The organism is Providencia manganoxydans (genome assembly GCF_016618195.1).
GTDB classification, from domain to species: Bacteria; Pseudomonadota; Gammaproteobacteria; order Enterobacterales; family Enterobacteriaceae; genus Providencia; species Providencia manganoxydans.
Genome location: NZ_CP067099.1, coordinates 1,139,098 through 1,157,058, shown reverse-complemented (window position 1 = coordinate 1,157,058; position 17,961 = coordinate 1,139,098). Strand labels below are relative to the sequence as shown.

At 39.8% G+C, this 17,961-nt stretch carries 16 protein-coding genes; 5 read left to right on the top strand and 11 right to left on the bottom strand.

Features of this window, described 5'->3' with window-relative positions; genetic code table 11:
* Window positions 1-32: 32 nt before the first annotated feature.
* From nlpD to cysG, 11 genes are all read right to left on the bottom strand, one after another.
* Window positions 33-1,097: a murein hydrolase activator NlpD gene (gene nlpD / locus JI723_RS05085; RefSeq protein ID WP_070926420.1), complete on the bottom strand. Its 1,065-nt coding sequence runs from the start codon at window positions 1,095-1,097 to the stop codon at window positions 33-35.
* A 347-nt stretch (window positions 1,098-1,444) separates the two neighbouring features.
* Window positions 1,445-2,071, bottom strand: a complete 627-nt coding sequence (locus JI723_RS05080; protein ID WP_070926422.1) for a protein-L-isoaspartate(D-aspartate) O-methyltransferase — start codon at window positions 2,069-2,071, stop codon at window positions 1,445-1,447.
* Window positions 2,068-2,829, bottom strand: a complete 762-nt coding sequence (gene surE, locus JI723_RS05075) for a 5'/3'-nucleotidase SurE (RefSeq protein WP_070926424.1) — start codon at window positions 2,827-2,829, stop codon at window positions 2,068-2,070. Before surE ends, JI723_RS05080 begins: the two co-directional genes overlap by 4 nt.
* Window positions 2,807-3,856 (bottom strand): tRNA pseudouridine(13) synthase TruD, encoded by a 1,050-nt coding sequence (gene truD, locus JI723_RS05070; protein WP_319069074.1) that lies wholly within the window; start codon window positions 3,854-3,856, stop codon window positions 2,807-2,809. Before truD ends, surE begins: the two co-directional genes overlap by 23 nt.
* Window positions 3,822-4,334 (bottom strand): 2-C-methyl-D-erythritol 2,4-cyclodiphosphate synthase, encoded by a 513-nt coding sequence (gene ispF / locus JI723_RS05065; protein WP_070926426.1) that lies wholly within the window; start codon window positions 4,332-4,334, stop codon window positions 3,822-3,824. The genes truD and ispF overlap by 35 nt, the downstream gene beginning before the upstream one ends.
* A 12-nt stretch (window positions 4,335-4,346) precedes the next feature.
* Entirely contained in the window at window positions 4,347-5,069 is a 723-nt protein-coding gene (gene ispD / locus JI723_RS05060; RefSeq protein ID WP_272580282.1) for a 2-C-methyl-D-erythritol 4-phosphate cytidylyltransferase, read from the bottom strand.
* 199 nt (window positions 5,070-5,268) lie between these two features.
* Window positions 5,269-5,565, bottom strand: coding sequence for a cell division protein FtsB (ftsB, locus tag JI723_RS05055; RefSeq protein ID WP_140182927.1), 297 nt, complete (start codon window positions 5,563-5,565; stop codon window positions 5,269-5,271).
* Between the two features lie 317 nt (window positions 5,566-5,882).
* Entirely contained in the window at window positions 5,883-6,497 is a 615-nt protein-coding gene (gene cysC, locus JI723_RS05050; protein ID WP_318710028.1) for an adenylyl-sulfate kinase, read from the bottom strand.
* A gap of 2 nt (window positions 6,498-6,499) precedes the next feature.
* A complete protein-coding gene (gene cysN / locus JI723_RS05045; protein WP_337979819.1) occupies window positions 6,500-7,942 on the bottom strand; it encodes a sulfate adenylyltransferase subunit CysN in 1,443 nt (480 codons plus the stop codon).
* Window positions 7,943-7,955: 13 nt separating this feature from the next.
* Window positions 7,956-8,864: a sulfate adenylyltransferase subunit CysD gene (gene cysD, locus JI723_RS05040; protein ID WP_070926433.1), complete on the bottom strand. Its 909-nt coding sequence runs from the start codon at window positions 8,862-8,864 to the stop codon at window positions 7,956-7,958.
* 14 nt (window positions 8,865-8,878) lie between these two features.
* Window positions 8,879-10,291: a siroheme synthase CysG gene (gene cysG, locus JI723_RS05035; RefSeq protein WP_337979818.1), complete on the bottom strand. Its 1,413-nt coding sequence runs from the start codon at window positions 10,289-10,291 to the stop codon at window positions 8,879-8,881.
* 312 nt (window positions 10,292-10,603) lie between these two features.
* Between cysG and treR the strand changes: the two genes are divergently transcribed.
* The 5 genes from treR to JI723_RS05010 all read left to right on the top strand — a co-directional run bounded on the left by treR (window position 10,604) and on the right by JI723_RS05010 (window position 17,945).
* Complete coding sequence (gene treR / locus JI723_RS05030; protein ID WP_140182931.1) at window positions 10,604-11,569, top strand: trehalose operon repressor TreR; 966 nt, start codon at window positions 10,604-10,606, stop codon at window positions 11,567-11,569.
* Between the two features lie 121 nt (window positions 11,570-11,690).
* Entirely contained in the window at window positions 11,691-13,112 is a 1,422-nt protein-coding gene (gene treB, locus JI723_RS05025; protein ID WP_337979817.1) for a PTS trehalose transporter subunit IIBC, read from the top strand.
* Window positions 13,113-13,137: 25 nt separating this feature from the next.
* Complete coding sequence (locus JI723_RS05020; RefSeq protein ID WP_272580287.1) at window positions 13,138-15,861, top strand: glycoside hydrolase family 65 protein; 2,724 nt, start codon at window positions 13,138-13,140, stop codon at window positions 15,859-15,861.
* Window positions 15,854-16,501 (top strand): beta-phosphoglucomutase, encoded by a 648-nt coding sequence (gene pgmB / locus JI723_RS05015; RefSeq protein ID WP_272580288.1) that lies wholly within the window; start codon window positions 15,854-15,856, stop codon window positions 16,499-16,501. The genes JI723_RS05020 and pgmB overlap by 8 nt, the downstream gene beginning before the upstream one ends.
* Before the next feature lie 55 nt (window positions 16,502-16,556).
* On the top strand, window positions 16,557-17,945 hold the full coding sequence (locus JI723_RS05010) for a carbohydrate porin (RefSeq protein ID WP_272580289.1): 1,389 nt from the start codon (window positions 16,557-16,559) through the stop codon (window positions 17,943-17,945).
* Window positions 17,946-17,961: the final 16 nt, after the last annotated feature.

The following is a 17,961-nucleotide window of genomic DNA, read 5'->3' as shown; positions in this document are numbered from 1 at the left end:
TGAGGACAGAATGTCATTGCACTCTGCCCAGTTTATCGCTGCGGTAAGTAACGCAGCGGGTTTACTGATTTTCCCTTGTAACGAATTTCAAAATGTAATCTAACCGAGCTTGTACCGGTGCTACCCATAGTGGCTATTTTTTGACCCGCAGTAACATCCTGCTGATCACGCACAAGTAACGTATCGTTATGTGCATAAGCACTTAGGTAGTCATCGTTATGTTTTATTATTATAAGATTTCCATATCCGCGCAGTGCGTTACCTGCGTAAACCACTTTTCCTGGAGCAGAAGCAAGTACAGGCTGACCGCGTGAACCCGCAATATCAATGCCTTTATTTCCACCTTGAGCGTCAGAGAAACCTTCAATCATTTTCCCTTCAGCTGGCCAACGCCATTTTATCGATGAACTGTTAGTACTGCTTCCTGTCGTCGGAGAGGTTGTAGAAACTGCCGTGGTAGTTGTTGCCGTAGAAGTCTGTGTTGCAGGCTTCTTATTGTTAGGCAACATCTTACCTGAAGTTTGACCACTTCCATTTGCAGGATACGCATTAGTTGTTCGAAGATCAACCGGTTGCTGGTTACTATTTGATGAATTTGCAGCCAATTGCCCGTTCGAGTTCACATTTCCATTACCAATATTAATAACTTGACCAACATTTAAGCTATATGGCTCAGCAATATTGTTTCTATCTGCTAACTCACGGAAATCATTACCCGTTATATAGGCAATGTAGAATAGGGTATCACCACGCTGGACCGTATAGCTACTACCGTTGTAACTACCTTTAGGGATACTACCGTAATCACGATTATAGATAATACGCCCTTGGCCATTCATGTTAACAGGTGCAGAGTTGGTCACTGAAGGTGATGTATTTGAAGACAAATTAGGTCGAGAAGAAGGCATCGCCGTACTTGTACCACCAGTTACTGGAGCAGTTCTTTGAACGGTCTGCTGGCGAGTCGTTTGGCCATCATTTACACTCGAAATGGGGGCGGCTGTATGATACGGCGTGGAACAACCTGCTAATAAAGCGCCACCAAATGAAAAGATCACCGCCCATCGAATTTTGCTTATTGGGCTAACAATTTTCATGCTTCTTCTCCCGTGAAGAAAAATCTGACATAACAAGCTAATTTATGTTGCGTCAGTAAACATCAGAGCCTGTGATATTCGCCATCCTCCAAGTTGCATGTAGGTTGACTCCCCTCAACTACTCTATAGGGGTAACTTCGTTGATCGCCTACATACGCCTTGAATTATTTAGAGCACAGCTCTCGTAACGAAAAGTATTTTGCTTATTAAAGCAGAAATATAAAATCTTGGACAAGCCAAATGTATCAAAAATATAACAATTTGAGATTATGACTTAATAGAAAATGCGAGTTTCCCGATTTTGGAGCCATAAATTATCAAAATTAGCCAGACAATTCAAAATGAAATTAAGCTAAATCCCCAGCAACCAGAGGAACAAAGCGAACTTTCTCTATCACATTTGAGTGATAATCATTCCCTCTACGCGTAATGAGCTTCAACGCCTGATCTTGATCACCAACAGGTAATACCAAGCGCCCTCCTTCTTTTAATTGCTCTAAAAGCTTTGAAGGGATTTCACTAGGTGCCGCTGTAACAATAATGGCATCAAAAGGCCCTTTTGATTGCCACCCTTCCCAACCATCACCATGTCGTGTAGAGATATTGTGCAAATCGAGCTGCTTAAAACGGCGTTTTGCAGTCCATTGTAAACTTTTCACTCTTTCGACGGAATAAACATGACTGGCTAAATGGGCTAAAACCGCGGTTTGATAACCTGAGCCTGTACCTATTTCAAGCACATGGTCATTTGCAGAAATATCAAGTAGAGCAGTCATTTTAGCAACAATATAAGGTTGAGAAATAGTCTGCCCATAGCCTATTGGTAACGGTATGTTATCATAGGCTTTGTGTGAAAGCGCCTCATCAACAAAGCGCTCACGAGGAACCTGTGATAAAGCTTCTAACAAGCGCTCATCGTGAATTCCCTGTTGGCGTAATTGTGCCAAAAGTTCTTTCATGAGGCCTGTTTTCATTTTACGGTCACTCCTGATTTCTCTAACCACTCTTCAATTAATGAATGTGCTTTATATGCCGTTAAATCAACTTGCAAAGGTGTTATTGAAACATAACCTTGAGAAACAGCTTCAAAATCACTTCCAGGCCCTGCATCACGGATCTCGCCAACAGGCCCTAACCAATACAGCATATTCCCTTTAGGATCTTCAAGGTTATAAACTTCAGATGCGGCATGACGACTACCACAGCGAGTCACTTTTATGCCTTTTATTTCCTCATAGGGAATATCAGGTACATTAATATTCAGAATATTGCCTGCACGCAATGGATTTTTGTGCAATAAATCCAGTATGTCGCAAGTGACTTTTGCTGCGGTTTCATAATGAGTTTCCCCATCAAGTGAAACAGCTACGGAAGGTAGACCTAAATGTCGCCCTTCCATTGCCGCAGCAACAGTACCTGAATAAATGACATCGTCCCCTAGATTAGGACCACAATTGATCCCAGAAACTACAATATCCGGCCTTGGCCTCACAACTTTATTAACGCCAATATAAACACAGTCTGTTGGCGTACCTTCTTGTACAGATAAATCACCATTAGCCAATGTTTGGATCCTTAACGGCCTATCCAACGTTAATGCATTGGATGCACCACTACGGTTACGATCAGGCGCAATCACTTGCACATGATAGTGTTGTCGTAATGCCGCGGCTAATGTTTGGATCCCCGGCGCCGTCACGCCATCATCATTACTCAATAAAATTTTCAACATCGGCACTTTCCTGATTAATGATTTCTCGAACAAGACTGGTTGCAAAACACCCTGAACTTAAAAAGAAATTAAGCTTCAGTGTATTGGCATCAAGCCATTGCCAATGAAAATTTTGTGGTTTCACGATTGCAGCTCTGCGTGCTGGTGAAACTCTTTCACTTTTCATTAACGCAATAAAAGTATTATAGTTTTCTAAACACTTTGTCTCAAAACTTAATGCATCAAATTGAGTTCCAAGTTCCCCATCGCCGGGTAAAGCAGCCGTAATAGTCAATTCAGATGAGTCAACACGAGGTTGTAAAGTCGATAGCTCTTCCTCTGTGGCAACAAACCAGCTTCCACGCCCTGTTAATTGTAATGCGTCACCAAGTAATACTTTATTTTCAGTTTGGTTGGCAATCCGTTCGCTAACAATATGATTAAACATAGCACTTCGAGCCGCAGAGAGGTAGAAACTACGTTTATTTCGTTCACGAACCGTAATTTCTTGATTTGCCCATCGTTGAGCTTGGACTAAGTTTTGTCCATTTCGCCCAAACCGTTGCTCACCAAAATAGTTAGGAACGCCCCCCTCAACGATTTTATCTAAACGTAATTCGACATCCTCAGGTGCTGAAATATCGCGAATGATTAGCTCAAAGTGATTGCCTTTCAGTGTGCCAATACGCAACTTTCTTTTTTGTCTAGTTGTTGCAATAACACGACAACCTTCAAGCATCCATTTTGAAAAATCAGGGGTTTCTTTACCTGGCATCTGTAAACAGAACCATTGTTCAGTAACCGCATTGCGATCTTTTAAACCTGCGTAACTGACTGCTCGTGCTGAAATTTTTGCAAATTTAGCCAATTGTTCAGCCACAAATAAGGTGTTATACCCCGTTTTTTCAACACGAACCATGACATGTTCGCCCTCACCATCAAGCTCAAAGCCAAGGTCTTCTTTAACAATAAAATCTTCAGGTTGGCTTTTTAACTTACCTGATGAGAGTGGTTTACCATGCAGGTACTGTACATTCATGACTTTCATTACCATTATCTTTCACTAACAATACCACTGCGGCACAAGCAATCCCTTCTTTACGCCCAACAAAACCGAGTTGCTCTGTGGTTGTTGCTTTAGCATTCACATCATCCATATGACATTCAAGATCTTCTGCAATATTGACACGCATTTGTGGAATATGAGGTAACATTTTAGGTGCTTGAGCCATAATTGTAATATCAAGGTTACCAATGCTATAACCTTTTTCACGAACGTGGCGATAGGCTTCTCTGAGTAAAACGCGGCTATCTGCACCTTTATACGCAGGATCAGTATCAGGGAATAATTTACCTATATCCCCCAGTGCCGCAGCCCCTAAGATGGCATCAGTGACAGCGTGTAGCACCACATCACCATCAGAGTGAGCAAGTAGGCCTTGTTCATAAGGGATACGTACGCCACCAATGACAATAGGTCCTTCCCCGCCAAACTTATGTACGTCAAAACCGTGTCCGATTCTCATTATTTGATCCTTTTATTTCATTCTAGAAAGGTAAAATTCAGCCAAAGCGAGATCTTCTGGGCGAGTTACCTTTAAATTATCAGTGCGACCTGAGACTAAAACAGGCTGATAGCCACAATATTCCAATGCAGATGCTTCATCAGTAATAATAGCATTTTCTTTCAATGCTTTACTCAAACAATCACGCAACAAAATTAAAGGAAAAAATTGTGGTGTAAGTGCGTGCCATAAAGCATCACGCTCAACGGTATGATCAATCACATCTGACGTTTTGGCACTACGCTTCATGGTATCTCTTACAGGAGCAGCAAGAATGCCACCGCAGTAATCCATTGTTGATAACTGAATAATTTTATTTAAATCATCTTGATGTAAACAAGGGCGCGCGGCATCGTGTACCAATACCCATCGATTTTGCATCTGTTCATTCTGAGCTAAAAAGTTTAACCCTGCCAGCACGGAATCTGCACGCTCTTTTCCACCATGAACAGTGGTAACTCGCGGGTTACTTGCTACCTCAAGCGAAGCAAAATAATTATCATCAGGGCTTAAAGCGACAACAATATTAGAAACAAGAGGATTCAATAACAATGCATTAATAGTGTGTTCAATGATTGTCTTCCCAGCGACCTGCAAGTATTGTTTTGGACAGTCCGCATTCATACGACTACCAATACCGGCTGCTGGAATTATCGCAACAACGTTTGGGGCTCCCCCAGTGATTGAATTATTCATTATTTTGGATCTTACATCGAAATTTGTGGGCTAGTAGAGGTAATCAATTTCATAAACGTAAACACAACCTGTAATATTTTTAGTTTTTGTACATAGCATAATCATATACTTGAACACTATATGATTGATGTTGTTACTCATATAGCGTTTATCTATACAGTGCCTATCGAACTGCAACCTACCGTATGACAAGTAATATTTAATTATTTGTTCTCTGATTATTACTCTCTTTCACCATTCTATAAAATGATTCGCCAGGCTTAACCATACCAAGCTCTGTACGCGCCCGTTCCTCAATAGCGTCTTGTCCATCATTCAAATCATTAATTTCAGCAAACAGCTGTTCATTACGCACTTTTAAGCGAGAATTGATGATCTCTTGCGCCGCAACATCGTCTTTCACTCGGACATAGTCGTGAATGCCATTCTTACCTAGCCATAAAGAATATTGTGTCCAAGCCAATACTGCGATTAATAGAAGCGTTAATTTGCCCATTCTGCCCCCTGAAATGATTTGCTAATCATCCCATAACTCAGCTCATCGCGCTACTATCAAGAAAGTAATGTATCAAAACTAGGACAAAAACAGGGCATTCCTGTTCAAAAATCAACCTAAGAAATATGCTGTGATTAATTGGATACTATCTTGAACTGGTTTACAGAACTATCACCTAAGCGAGTGAATTTGTTTAATAAAATTACGAGCAGCTACGCAAAATACTCAGTTAATCCGTAATTTGTTTACAAAAACGGCTCCAGAGGCGTAGACACACCCAAGGAGCCGTTAGGCAAAATTCATAAAAAGTTATCGTACTAATTATGAGTTTTGATGATTTTTTTCTCACCCAGTAATTGAAGAATTTGTGTTACTGAATCAGGTATCGCCTGCCTTCCATCTATACGTAATTCAGGTTGTAAAGGCTCTTGATATGGAGAGTCAATCCCAGTGAAGTTTTTTATTTTCCCCGCTCTTGCCTGCTGATAAAGCCCTTTTGGGTCGCGCTGTTCACAAACTTCAACAGGGGTTGCAATATGCAATTCAAAAAACTGGTTCGCCCCAAATAGCTCACGAACTTTCTGTCTATCTTCACGATAAGGCGAAATAAACGCTGTCGCAACCACCAGCCCAGCATCAACCATCAATTTAGCGACCTCACCAATACGGCGAATGTTTTCTTGTCTATCGGATTCATCAAAACCTAAGTCTTTACATAACCCATGACGGATATTATCGCCATCAAGCAAATACGTTTTTACCCCTAATGAAGCCAGTGCTTGCTCGCAAGCCCCTGCTAAAGTAGATTTACCCGAGCCAGACAGTCCAGTAAACCATAACACCGCGCCTTTATGACCATTCGCATTTTCTCTAAATTGCCGAGTGATCGGATGGTCGTGCCAAACGATATGATTATCTGTCGTACTCGCCATACTTATTTACCACCTAATAGATCTCGAGCTCCCCAATGAGGGAAATGACGGCGAATTAATTGATTTAACTCTATTTCAAATTCACTAAAATTATCATTTTGCTCAGTAAATCGCTCTGTCACTTCACGCACTAACCCCGCTCCAGCTGTCACATTCGTCAGCCTATCAATTAGGATCATGCCACCTGTTTCTGCGTTTTGCTGATAATTCTCAAGTAGCAATGGCTCATCAAATGATAATTCAACTAAACCAATACCATTGAGGGGCAGCTCAGTCGCTACTTTTTGAGTAAGATTGTTGATATCAACTTGATATTGAATATTTTCTACCTTAGCGCGGCTTCTTTTTCCAGCAATCTTAATATCAAGCTGTTGCCCCTGCACTAACGGTTGCTCTGACATCCAAACGATATCAACCAATGCCTCACGAGAACACTGCAACGTATCGTTTTCTGTAACAATCAAGTCTCCACGGCTAATATCAATTTCATCTTCTAATACTAATGTGATCGCCTCACCGGGTATCGCGAAGTCTTGTATGCCATCAAAAGTGACAATTTCTTTTACTTTCGAGATCTGACCCGAAGGTAATACTTTGACGGATTGCCCCACTTTCACTATCCCAGAGGACAAAGTTCCACTGTAACCTCTAAAATCCAAATTAGGTCTATTCACGTATTGAATTGGAAAACGTAGTGCTTGCTCCGATGCTTTTGGTTGAACCTGAACTGTTTCTAGAATTTGTAACAGTGTTTCCCCCTGATACCAAGGCAATTGAGAGCTTTCATTGACGATATTATCGCCATCTAGAGCTGAAATAGGTACAAACCAAATCTTGAGGTCAACAGGCAATTCAGCCGCAAATCTCTGATAATCTTGCTTAATTTTTTCAAATACCGCTTCGCTATATTCGACCAGATCCATTTTATTGACTGCAACGATCAAATGGCGAATACCTAGCAATGTACTAATAAAACTGTGGCGTCGAGTTTGTTCTTGAACGCCTTTTCGAGCATCGATCAGCAATATAGAAAGTGAGCAAGTTGATGCACCTGTCGCCATATTTCTCGTGTACTGCTCATGCCCTGGAGTATCTGCGATTATAAATTTACGTTTTTGAGTAGAGAAATAACGATAAGCAACATCAATGGTGATCCCTTGCTCTCTTTCTGCGGCAAGCCCGTCCACTAATAAAGCAAGATCCAGTTTTTCACCTTGAGTTCCTATACGCTTACTGTCGGTTTGCAAAACAGATAACTGATCTTCATAAATTTGTCGCGTGTCATGCAATAAACGCCCGATTAACGTGCTTTTACCATCATCCACATTACCGCAGGTGAGAAAACGTAATAAGCCCTTTTGTTGCTGAGCTAACAAATAAGCTTCAACACCACCTTGCTGCTTAATTTGTTCCGCAATTGTTTCGTTATATGCTAAATCTGCCATGACGTTTTCCCCCTTAAAAATACCCTTGGCGCTTTTTCTGCTCCATGGAAGCCGATTGGTCACTATCGATTAATCGACCTTGTCGCTCACTGGTCGTTGAAATCAACATTTCTTCAATAATTTCTGGTAACGTTTCTGCTTGTGATTCAACAGCACCTGTCAGAGGCCAGCAGCCTAGGGTTCGGAATCGAACCTTTCGCTTAGCGATAACCTCCCCCGCTTTTAAATCAATACGGTCATCATCTACCATCAATAATGTGCCATTTCTCTCTAAAACAGGGCGCTCTTTTGCAAAATAAAGAGGGACAATATCGATATTTTCTAAGTAGATATACTGCCAAATATCGAGTTCCGTCCAGTTTGATAAAGGAAATACTCGAATACTTTCTCCTTTATTGATTTGGCCATTGTAGTTATGCCACAACTCAGGGCGTTGATTTTTGGGGTCCCAACGATGAGAGCGATCTCGGAAAGAATAAATGCGCTCTTTGGCTCGAGATTTTTCCTCATCACGCCTAGCACCACCAAATGCTGCATCAAAACCATATTTATCAAGCGCTTGTTTTAGCCCTTCCGTTTTCATAATATCAGTGTGTTTCGCGCTACCATGAATAAATGGGTTGATCCCTAATGACTCACCCGCTGGATTGCGATGAACCAGTAATTCAAAATCATAGTTTTTAGCCGTTTTATCACGAAACTCATACATCTCACGAAACTTCCATCCGGTATCAACATGTAATAACGGAAATGGCAGTTTTCCAGGGTAAAAAGCCTTGCGTGCCAAATGCAACATAACAGATGAATCTTTGCCGATGGAATAAAGCATGACTGGGTTTTCAAATTCAGCCGCCACTTCACGGATAATATGAATGCTTTCTGCTTCCAACTGCTGTAAATGGGTTAATCGTTTCTCATTCATGATGGCCTCCTTAATTAAGCCAATTCCAACACGGCTGAACGCCATCTGTTTTTTTCAACCTGATCACCGAACCAAGCCAATTGCTGATGCAAAGCGGCAACCTCACCAATCACCAATAACGCAGGCGCTGGAGCCTGATGAGCCAATTCAGCCAGCTCATACAGCTTGCCACTCAACACGTGTTGGTTTTGCCGAGTGCCACAGCCGATCACGGCAATAGGCGTTTCTGGTGAGCGTCCAAAGTGGATCAGTTGTTGGCTGATATGCTCAGCTTTTACTGTTCCCATATAGATGGCTAATGTTTGATTGCCTCGTGCAAGTGCTGGCCAATCAAGTTCATTTCCTCCCTCTTTGCAATGACCCGTGATAAATGTCACGCTCTGAGAGTGCTCACGATGTGTCAGAGGAATACCGGCGTATGCAGTTGCCCCTATTGCCGCGGTGATCCCAGGAACCACCTGAAATGGAATACCAGCCTCCGCAGCAATTTGCAGCTCTTCACCACCACGCCCGAAAACAAATGGATCACCACCTTTTAATCGGACTACTTTCTTCCCTTGCGATGCAAACGTCACGATTAAAGCATTGGTTTCTTCTTGTAAGACCGAATGCGCTTTAGCACGTTTCCCAACACAAATTTTGTCTGCATCTCGTCGCACTAACTCAAGGACTTCATCACTGACAAGATGGTCATATAAAACGACATCGGCATTTTGCAAAACTTGTAAGCCTTTAAGCGTTAATAACCCAGCATCTCCAGGACCCGCTCCGACTAAAACCAGCTCCCCCGTATTATCGGGTTCATACAATTGCTTTTCTAATTGCAATTCGGCTTGTGATAGCTGGCCTTTTTCGACCAATGAGGCAAAGTGGCCACTGAAACTTTTTTCCCAAAAACGTTTGCGCTCACGCATGCTGCTAATTGATGATTTCACTTTTTCTCGCCACCGCCCGGCTATTTCAGCCATATGGCCCAAATAACTTGGTAGCATCGTTTCTAATTTTTCACGTAATAAGCGAGCCAAAACAGGCGCGGTACCACCAGAAGAAATCGCAATCACGACAGGATCTCTATCGATGATTGAAGGGACAATAAAAGAACACAACGGTTTATCATCAACAACATTGACAAAAATTTGTTGTTTCTCTGCATCATGAAAAATTTTCTTATTCAATTCAGCATCGTCAGTGGCAGCAATCACCAAATAAGACTTCTCAATATGTTGTGGATGATATTCCCCCTCAATCCACGTGAAATATTGTTGCTCACAAAGTTGTTGTAAAGCTGAATTAAGTGCCGGCGCAATAATCACCAAAGCCGCATTAGCGCGTAACAATAGTTCCGCTTTGCGTGCGGCAACATCGCCTCCCCCAACCAAGACAACCTTGCGGGAACGTAAATCCACAAATAATGGTAAATATTCCATCTTGCTCTTCCGGTGTTATATAACTTTTTTAAAACGACTATTTAAATTGACTATATGGCGTGCAAGTGGGGTTATGAAATGCTAAAAGTTTATTAGATGTAACCTAAAGGAATAAGTCAGCCTAATGAGTTATGAAGAAGAAATACTCATAATGACATCAAAGCAAAACGCAATTTCACGACTAAGATAAATATTGTTCGCTTCTTTTCTACAGATGCCTTGAAAAAAATGAGTTAGACTAAGCACATAAATAGAAAATAAATATAAATGACCAAGCCCTTATAAGTATTTAGCTAATAAAGACAAAACATTATGATAAAAACGGATAAAAAGAAACTCACCATTAATGATATTGCAAAGCTATGTGGCGTAGGTAAATCAACAGTTTCAAGGGTGATTAATCAAGACCCAATGGTTAATGAAGAGACTCGGCAAAAAGTTAATCAAATAATTGAAAAATACCAATTTACTCCCTCAAAATCTGCACGTGCAATGCGAGGCTATTCAAACCGCTCTTTCGGCATCATCATGACGCGTTTAGATTCTTATGCTGAAAACCAAGCAGTCAGTTCCATGCTACCTATTTTCTATCAAAATAATATCGACCCTATTATTTTAGAGAGTCAATTTAAACCGGAAAAAGTTGAAGAACATATTAAAATGCTTACTCGCCAAAAGGTTGATGGGATTGTCTTTTTTGCTTTTTCAGGCATTGATATCAATAAGCTCTCCAATTGGAAACAAAAAATGGTTGTTATTGCGCGACCATTAGAAGGTTTTGTCTCTATTTGTCACGATGATGAAAGTGCGGTTAAAAACCTTATGCACTATTTTCATAAACAAAAAAATTACCAACAAATAAGTTATATCGGGATCAATGTTCACGATGAAACAACGGGCCTACTCCGTTACCAATCTTATCTACACTATTGTCAGCAGCAAGGTTTAACCCCTCACGCACAATTAGGTGAACTTAATTACCAAAGTGGCTATATGCTTGCTAAAGAGATCTTAACCACATCACCACAAGCCATACTGTGCGCAACAGACTCATTAGCATTTGGTGTACAAAAGTATTTATCCGAACAAAACATGAACCATATCGATGTGGCCTGTATTGGGCGAAATGATTTACTGGCCTTTTTATTTCCTCAAACCAAATTCTACCGTTTAGGCTTTAGAGAAAGTGGGAAAGAGGCTGCTAATATATTGATTAAAATGGCAAAAGAAGATGTTCCGCCACAAAAAATCATTATCTCCAGTGATAAATTAAATTAATAACTTAAGAAAGTAATTATTATTACTTGTGATCATCGTCTAGTTATGGGAACGTTCCCGTTCAAATAATGACAACAAGGATATATATTAAAAAAAACATAACTACGATGAGAAAATAAATATGCCTAGTGCCAAAGATTTAAAGGCCATTGAAGAACTTGTTGCACTGATTGGCGGTAAAAATAATATTATTAGTGTTTCTCACTGCTTAACAAGGCTGCGCTTTGTTCTTAATGACCCTAATATCACAGAAATAGATAAAATAAAACAAATCCCTTTTGTTAAGGGGTGTTTTAATAATGCCGGACAGTTCCAAGTTATTATTGGTGTCGATGTTGACCACTATTATCAAATTCTTTCAAAGCATCTTGAGTTACAAACAAAAAGTAAAGATGAAGTAAAGTCTGATGCCAAAAAAAATATGAGTTTTTGGCAAAGGCTTATCGCAAATTTGGCAGAGATATTCGTACCACTATTACCTATTTTAATTTGTGGTGGTTTACTTTTAGGTTTGCGTAACGTTATTGGTGAGATGCCTGTATCGGATAATAAACCTTTAACCTATTTTTATCCTTGGTTAAAGCCTATTTATGATTTCCTATGGTTACCTTGTGAAGCAATATTCCACTTTTTACCTGTTAGCATCTGCTGGTCTGCAACTAAAAAGATGGGGGGTACTCCAGCCCTAGGTTTAGTATTAGGGATCACTTTAGTTTCTCCTCAGCTAATGAATGCCTATAATTTAGGCTCACAAATCCCTGATGTTTGGAACTTTGGGCTGTTTACAATTGAGAAAGTCGGTTATCAGGCGCAAGTCATCCCTTCTATCTTAGCAGGTTTATTCCTCGGCTGGTTTGAAACCCGTTTACGCCGTTACATTCCCGATTATTTAAAATTGGTTATTGTTCCAATCGTCACATTGATTATCTCAGTCTTCGTCGCACACGTTATCTTAGGCCCTATTGGCAGAAGCATTGGCAACGGTATTGCCGAAGTCATCAAGCTATTAATGCTAGGTGACTTTGCGCCTATTGGCTCAGCTATCTTCGGTTTTTTCTACTCGCCAATGGTGATCACAGGGTTACATCACACAACCTTAGCGATCGACTTACAGATGACTCAAAGTTACGGCGGCACCCCTATTTGGCCTATTATCGCATTATCAAATATTGCCCAAGCTTCAGCGGTTGTCGGTATCATTATTGTTAGCCGTAAAGCAAATGAACATGAAATTACTATCCCAGCCGCTATTTCAGCCTATTTGGGTGTAACAGAGCCGGCTATGTATGGTGTTAACCTAAAATATGGCTTCCCAATGCTATGTGCGATGGTTGGTGCCTCACTCGCAGGATTGGTTTGCGGTTTAAACCATGTTCTATCTAATGGTATTGGCGTGGGTGGTTTACCTGGCATTTTATCGATACAACCAACTTATTGGTTAGTTTACCTGTTCGCTATGGTCATCGCCGTTGTCGTTCCCATTGCATTAACCGTTATCGCCTATCGCTATAAAGAAAGAAAAGGCACGCTACAAACTAATTAATATATCATCAAATTTAAGGTTTATTATGAATTACTTATACATTGCTTTTACAGATATCAGCGTGTCTGTTGGGTACAATAATAATAAATATGATTACACCTTTGACACCGTAAATAGTACTTATCATGACTGGTTAAATATTGCTAAGAAAATAAATAGCGACTTTCAATTGATTGACGGTGGCGTTATACAACGGCCAGTCGATGGCGATGGAAAAAAATCTTATGTGATAAAAACACAAGATAATAAAACTATTGATGTCGCAAATTTATTTACTGAATCTCTTAATAAGCCATTTATTATTGAAAATATCAGGGAAGTAAATCAACAGAACAGCTTAGAGAGGAAATTCATTCATCGGGAAAAAGAACTTACTTGGTCAATTGAGTATTCCGGTTTAACGTCAGGGAAAGATGAGTATTGCCAAGAGTCACTACTAACGGTGGCAAATGGGTATATTGGCCTGCGCGGTACATTACCGGAGATGACAGCTAGTCATGATTATTACCCTGCAACTTATATTGCAGGCCTATATAATCAAGCAACCTCTCAAGTCAACGATCACCAAGTGGTCAACGAAGACTTTGTTAATGCACCTAATGGCCAGTTTATTTCGCTTAAAATCGGAGATGGCGACTACATTCATCCAAATAATGTAACCACACTTGCTCTAACCCGCCATTTAGATTTTAAAACCGGTGTCCTATCTTCTGACTGGCTTATTGAAACAACAGACGGGAAACAACTGAATATTCGCTGTTTCAAATTTGCCAATATGGCAAATATGTCTCATTACTGCCTACATTACCAATTTATTCCGTTAAATTTTTCTGGCGAAATGACCCTTCTCACTCGCTTAGAAGGGAACACTTGTAATGCGGGAGTAGAAAGATATCGTAGCCTAAATCAAAACCATTACAGTGTGTTAGAAGGTGGTGCAAAGCAACAAAATGCTTATCTGTTAGCTCAAACTCATCAATCAAAAATAGGGATTGGCTTAGCATCCTCTCTTTGTGGTGATTTCTTTTCACCACAAGACATTATTTGCCATTTTTCTGACTCAGTTGTTGAGCAAAGTATCATATTCAATGCTCAGAAAAATACCCCCTATACTGTTGAAAAAAGTGTCGCGCTAACCACATCTACGGCTTACCCCGATAATTGGCAAGATATTACAAAATGGGAACTTCCCTCTTGGCAAACCCAGTTAGCAGAAACAAAACAAGCATGGCAAACTTTATGGGATGAAGCTGATATTGCAGTATCAGGGGATTTAATGACGCAAAAATTATTACGTCTACATACCTACCATTTACTTTCATCAGCGTCACCGTTTAGTAACGAAAAAAATAAACTTGATGTTTCCGTCACCGCACGAGGGCTACACGGAGAAGCTTATCGAGGGCATATTTTTTGGGATGAGATCTTCATTTTCCCATTTTATATCATGCATTTCCCTGATACCGCTCGCCAACTTTTACTCTATCGCTATCGTCGATTAGAAACTGCCCGACTCGCAGCGAAGGCCGCTGGTTTCCAAGGCGCTATGTTCCCATGGCAGTCAGGTCACGATGGTACAGAGCAAACTCAAGTTCTGCATTTAAATCCATTATCTGGTCAGTGGGATCCTGACCACAGTTGTCGCCAACGCCATGTTTCATTAGCCATCGCTTACAACGTGTGGCTATATTGGCGTAATACCCTTGATAACCCATTTATGAAAGAGTATGGCTTAGAGCTGCTCAATGACATCACGTTATTTTGGCTTGGCCTATGTCAGTGGGATGAGCAAGACCAACGTTTTCATATCAGTGGCGTCATGGGTCCCGATGAATTTCATGAAAAATATGCCGATGCTCAAGAAGGTGGCCTAAAAGATAATGCCTATACCAATTTAATGGTGGCGTGGCTTTTCAATGAGATGACGACTCTGTATCGCGATAAACGTTTTACTGACAAATTATCTGAATTTGGTTTTTCTGCAAATACGCTCGACAAGCTCTGCCAAATTAAAACGCAGCTCGCTGTCACGCTAAATCAAGATGACGTTATTGAGCAATTTGCAGGCTACTTTGCGTTAGATGATCTCGACTGGGAAAGTTATCGCCAGAAATATGGCAATATTTATCGAATGGATCGGATCCTACGTAAAGAAAATAAATCAGCAGATGATTTCAAAGTCGCTAAACAAGCCGACACACTCATGTTGTTTAATAACTTAGATAAAACAACTGTGAAATCTTTAATTGAATCTCTGGGCCACTCATTATCTGAAAGCTTTGCAGAGAAAAATCTACATTATTACCTTAAACGCACCTCTCATGGGTCAACCTTATCACGCATTGTTCATGCTTATTTAGCCGAACAAATACAGCTCCATGACCTATCGTGGCAACTTTATCAGGATGCTTTGTACTCAGATTACAACGATATTCAAGGTGGAACGACAGCTGAAGGCATACATACCGGAGTGATGGCTGCGACTTTAAATACTACGATCATGGCTTACGCTGGTGTCGATATTCGACAAGATATTCTTAATATCGCACCATCGTTACCTAAACAGTGGCAAGGCCTAAGTTTTAAATTAAGGCACCAATGTGCTTTGTTTCACATCAAGGTAACTTATAACAATATTACCGTTATGAGTGATAAAGCATGCACAATATCAATCAATAACCACCTCTATAGCCTTGTTCCTAACACACCTTTATCCTTAAATTCTAAGGAGGGTAACGCTAATGGTTAAAGGACTCATATTTGATCTTGATGGTGTTATTGTTGATACCGCCGGTTACCATTATTTAGCTTGGAAAAAGCTGGCTAGCGAAATCGGGATTGACATTGATGAACAATTCAACCAATCCTTAAAAGGAATTAGCCGTGTAGAGTCATTAGATAAAATTTTACGTCATGGTAATAAACAAAATTCATTTACTATTGAAGAGAAAAATATGCTCTCTGAAAGAAAAAATGAATATTATTTAAAGTTACTCGATAACATTAGCCCAAAAGATATTTTACCTGGCGTATTAGATTTAATTAAGCAGGCTAACCAATACAATATACCTTGTGTTATTGCCTCTGCATCCCAAAATGCGCCAACGATATTGAAAAAATTGGCTATAAAGCACTATTTTCAATCTATTGTTGATCCTCAGTCATTAAAACAAGGTAAACCCGATCCTGAAATCTTTTTAAAAGCAGCGCGGCTCATTGATGTGCCTGCTCAGTATTGTGTTGGTTTTGAAGATTCAATGGCAGGAATACAAGCTCTTAAAAAAGCGAGAATTTATGCTATTGGTATTATCGCTGAAGGCCCACTGCATGAAGCTGATCGTGAAGTGTACTCATTAACTGAAATAAACATACATACACTAATCAAATAATAAATTATCGGATGGAAACTCTGTTTTCCATCCAGATATAAACAAGGAATAAAGAATGAAAACAAAACTATTAGCTACTGCTGTTAGCTTAGGATTAGCTATGCCTGTTATAACCGAAGCTAATACAAGCTCTCTATCAATAGAGCAACGTTTAGCGCTTTTAGAGCAAAGAACACTTGCTGCTGAAAAAAGAGCAGAACTTGCTGAACAAAAAGCAGCTAATTTAGAAAAAGCATTACAAAATCGTCAAGTTATTAATCAACCAATCAATAATACAACAGCCACAACAAATCATACTGAAGCCCCACATTTAATCGAAACCAATAACCAATATGGCAAACTTAAACTTTACGGTGATGTCGAATTTAATACTGATATTGCCAGTAAAAAAGGACAATTGACCTCAGTAAATACTCAGGCAGGAAAAGATAAAGATTTTGGTGATTACGATAAATGGGGAATTAATGGCCGTATTCTAATTGGACTTGATGGTGAGCGTTCCTTAGAGAATAACAACTACGCAGGCTTTTCCGTTCAACCACTCGCTAATATTAATGGACAAATTGGTCTAGATGATGCCAATTTCTATTTTGGTAAAAAAGAGAGTTGGCAAATAAAATTAGGCCGCTATGAAGCCTACGATATGTTCCCATTAAATCAAGATACCTTTATTGAGTATTCAGGTAATACCGCGAATGATACCTATAGCGATGGCTTTGGCTATATCTATATGATGAAAGAAGGCCGAGGAAGAAGCAATAGTGGCGGCAGCATGATGTTTAATACTAAATACGATAATTGGTATTTTGAAACAAATCTATTAATTGAAGATGGCACCAGTATCTTTACCGATGGCGAATACCATGGGCGAAAACAAATCAATAAGAAAAATGTTATCTATGTTCGACCTGTGATCGCTTGGAATAAAGACAACTTTAAAGTAGCCGCCGCTATTGAAAGTAATGTTATTCAAAATGCTTATGGCTATGAAGATAAAAATACAGGTGAGTTTAAAAACCAATCTAAGCGTAATGGATATGGTTTAACTCTAGGTTGGAATAGCTTAAAAAATGATCCAACAAATGGTATCGACGTAAACTGGAGTACGGCTTATTTAGATGCTAGCAATGAAACAGATTTTACTACTGGTGCTAATATTTTATGGCGCCGTTTACAGCTAGGTTATATTTACGCTCATAATGATATCAAGTCCTACGCATTAAATTATGATAGTGATATTGATAATGAAGTCATTTTTGGTCCAGGAAAATATGATATTCATACTTTATATACTTCATATGAGTTACCAAACATACTTGATATGGATAATTTTAAAATTTATATTGGCGCTTACTACTCTGTAATTGATGGTAAAGATATCGAAGTGAAAAATAGCGATAAAGATCGTTATGGCTCCAGAGTCAGATTTAAATACTTATTCTAAAATTGAATTAAACATT

Excerpts from the sequence above, each read along its gene's own strand:
- nlpD (WP_070926420.1), bottom strand. The coding sequence starts at position 1,097 with ATGAAAATTGTTAGCCCAATAAGCAAAATTCGATGGGCGGTGATCTTT.
- JI723_RS05080 (WP_070926422.1), bottom strand. The coding sequence starts at position 2,071 with ATGAAAACAGGCCTCATGAAAGAACTTTTGGCACAATTACGCCAACAG.
- surE (WP_070926424.1), bottom strand. The coding sequence starts at position 2,829 with ATGTTGAAAATTTTATTGAGTAATGATGATGGCGTGACGGCGCCGGGG.
- truD (WP_319069074.1), bottom strand. The coding sequence starts at position 3,856 with ATGAAAGTCATGAATGTACAGTACCTGCATGGTAAACCACTCTCATCA.
- ispF (WP_070926426.1), bottom strand. The coding sequence starts at position 4,334 with ATGAGAATCGGACACGGTTTTGACGTACATAAGTTTGGCGGGGAAGGA.
- ispD (WP_272580282.1), bottom strand. The coding sequence starts at position 5,069 with ATGAATAATTCAATCACTGGGGGAGCCCCAAACGTTGTTGCGATAATT.
- ftsB (WP_140182927.1), bottom strand. The coding sequence starts at position 5,565 with ATGGGCAAATTAACGCTTCTATTAATCGCAGTATTGGCTTGGACACAA.
- cysC (WP_318710028.1), bottom strand. The coding sequence starts at position 6,497 with ATGGCGAGTACGACAGATAATCATATCGTTTGGCACGACCATCCGATC.
- cysN (WP_337979819.1), bottom strand. The coding sequence starts at position 7,942 with ATGGCAGATTTAGCATATAACGAAACAATTGCGGAACAAATTAAGCAG.
- cysD (WP_070926433.1), bottom strand. The coding sequence starts at position 8,864 with ATGAATGAGAAACGATTAACCCATTTACAGCAGTTGGAAGCAGAAAGC.
- cysG (WP_337979818.1), bottom strand. The coding sequence starts at position 10,291 with ATGGAATATTTACCATTATTTGTGGATTTACGTTCCCGCAAGGTTGTC.
- treR (WP_140182931.1), top strand. The coding sequence starts at position 10,604 with ATGATAAAAACGGATAAAAAGAAACTCACCATTAATGATATTGCAAAG.
- treB (WP_337979817.1), top strand. The coding sequence starts at position 11,691 with ATGCCTAGTGCCAAAGATTTAAAGGCCATTGAAGAACTTGTTGCACTG.
- JI723_RS05020 (WP_272580287.1), top strand. The coding sequence starts at position 13,138 with ATGAATTACTTATACATTGCTTTTACAGATATCAGCGTGTCTGTTGGG.
- pgmB (WP_272580288.1), top strand. The coding sequence starts at position 15,854 with ATGGTTAAAGGACTCATATTTGATCTTGATGGTGTTATTGTTGATACC.
- JI723_RS05010 (WP_272580289.1), top strand. The coding sequence starts at position 16,557 with ATGAAAACAAAACTATTAGCTACTGCTGTTAGCTTAGGATTAGCTATG.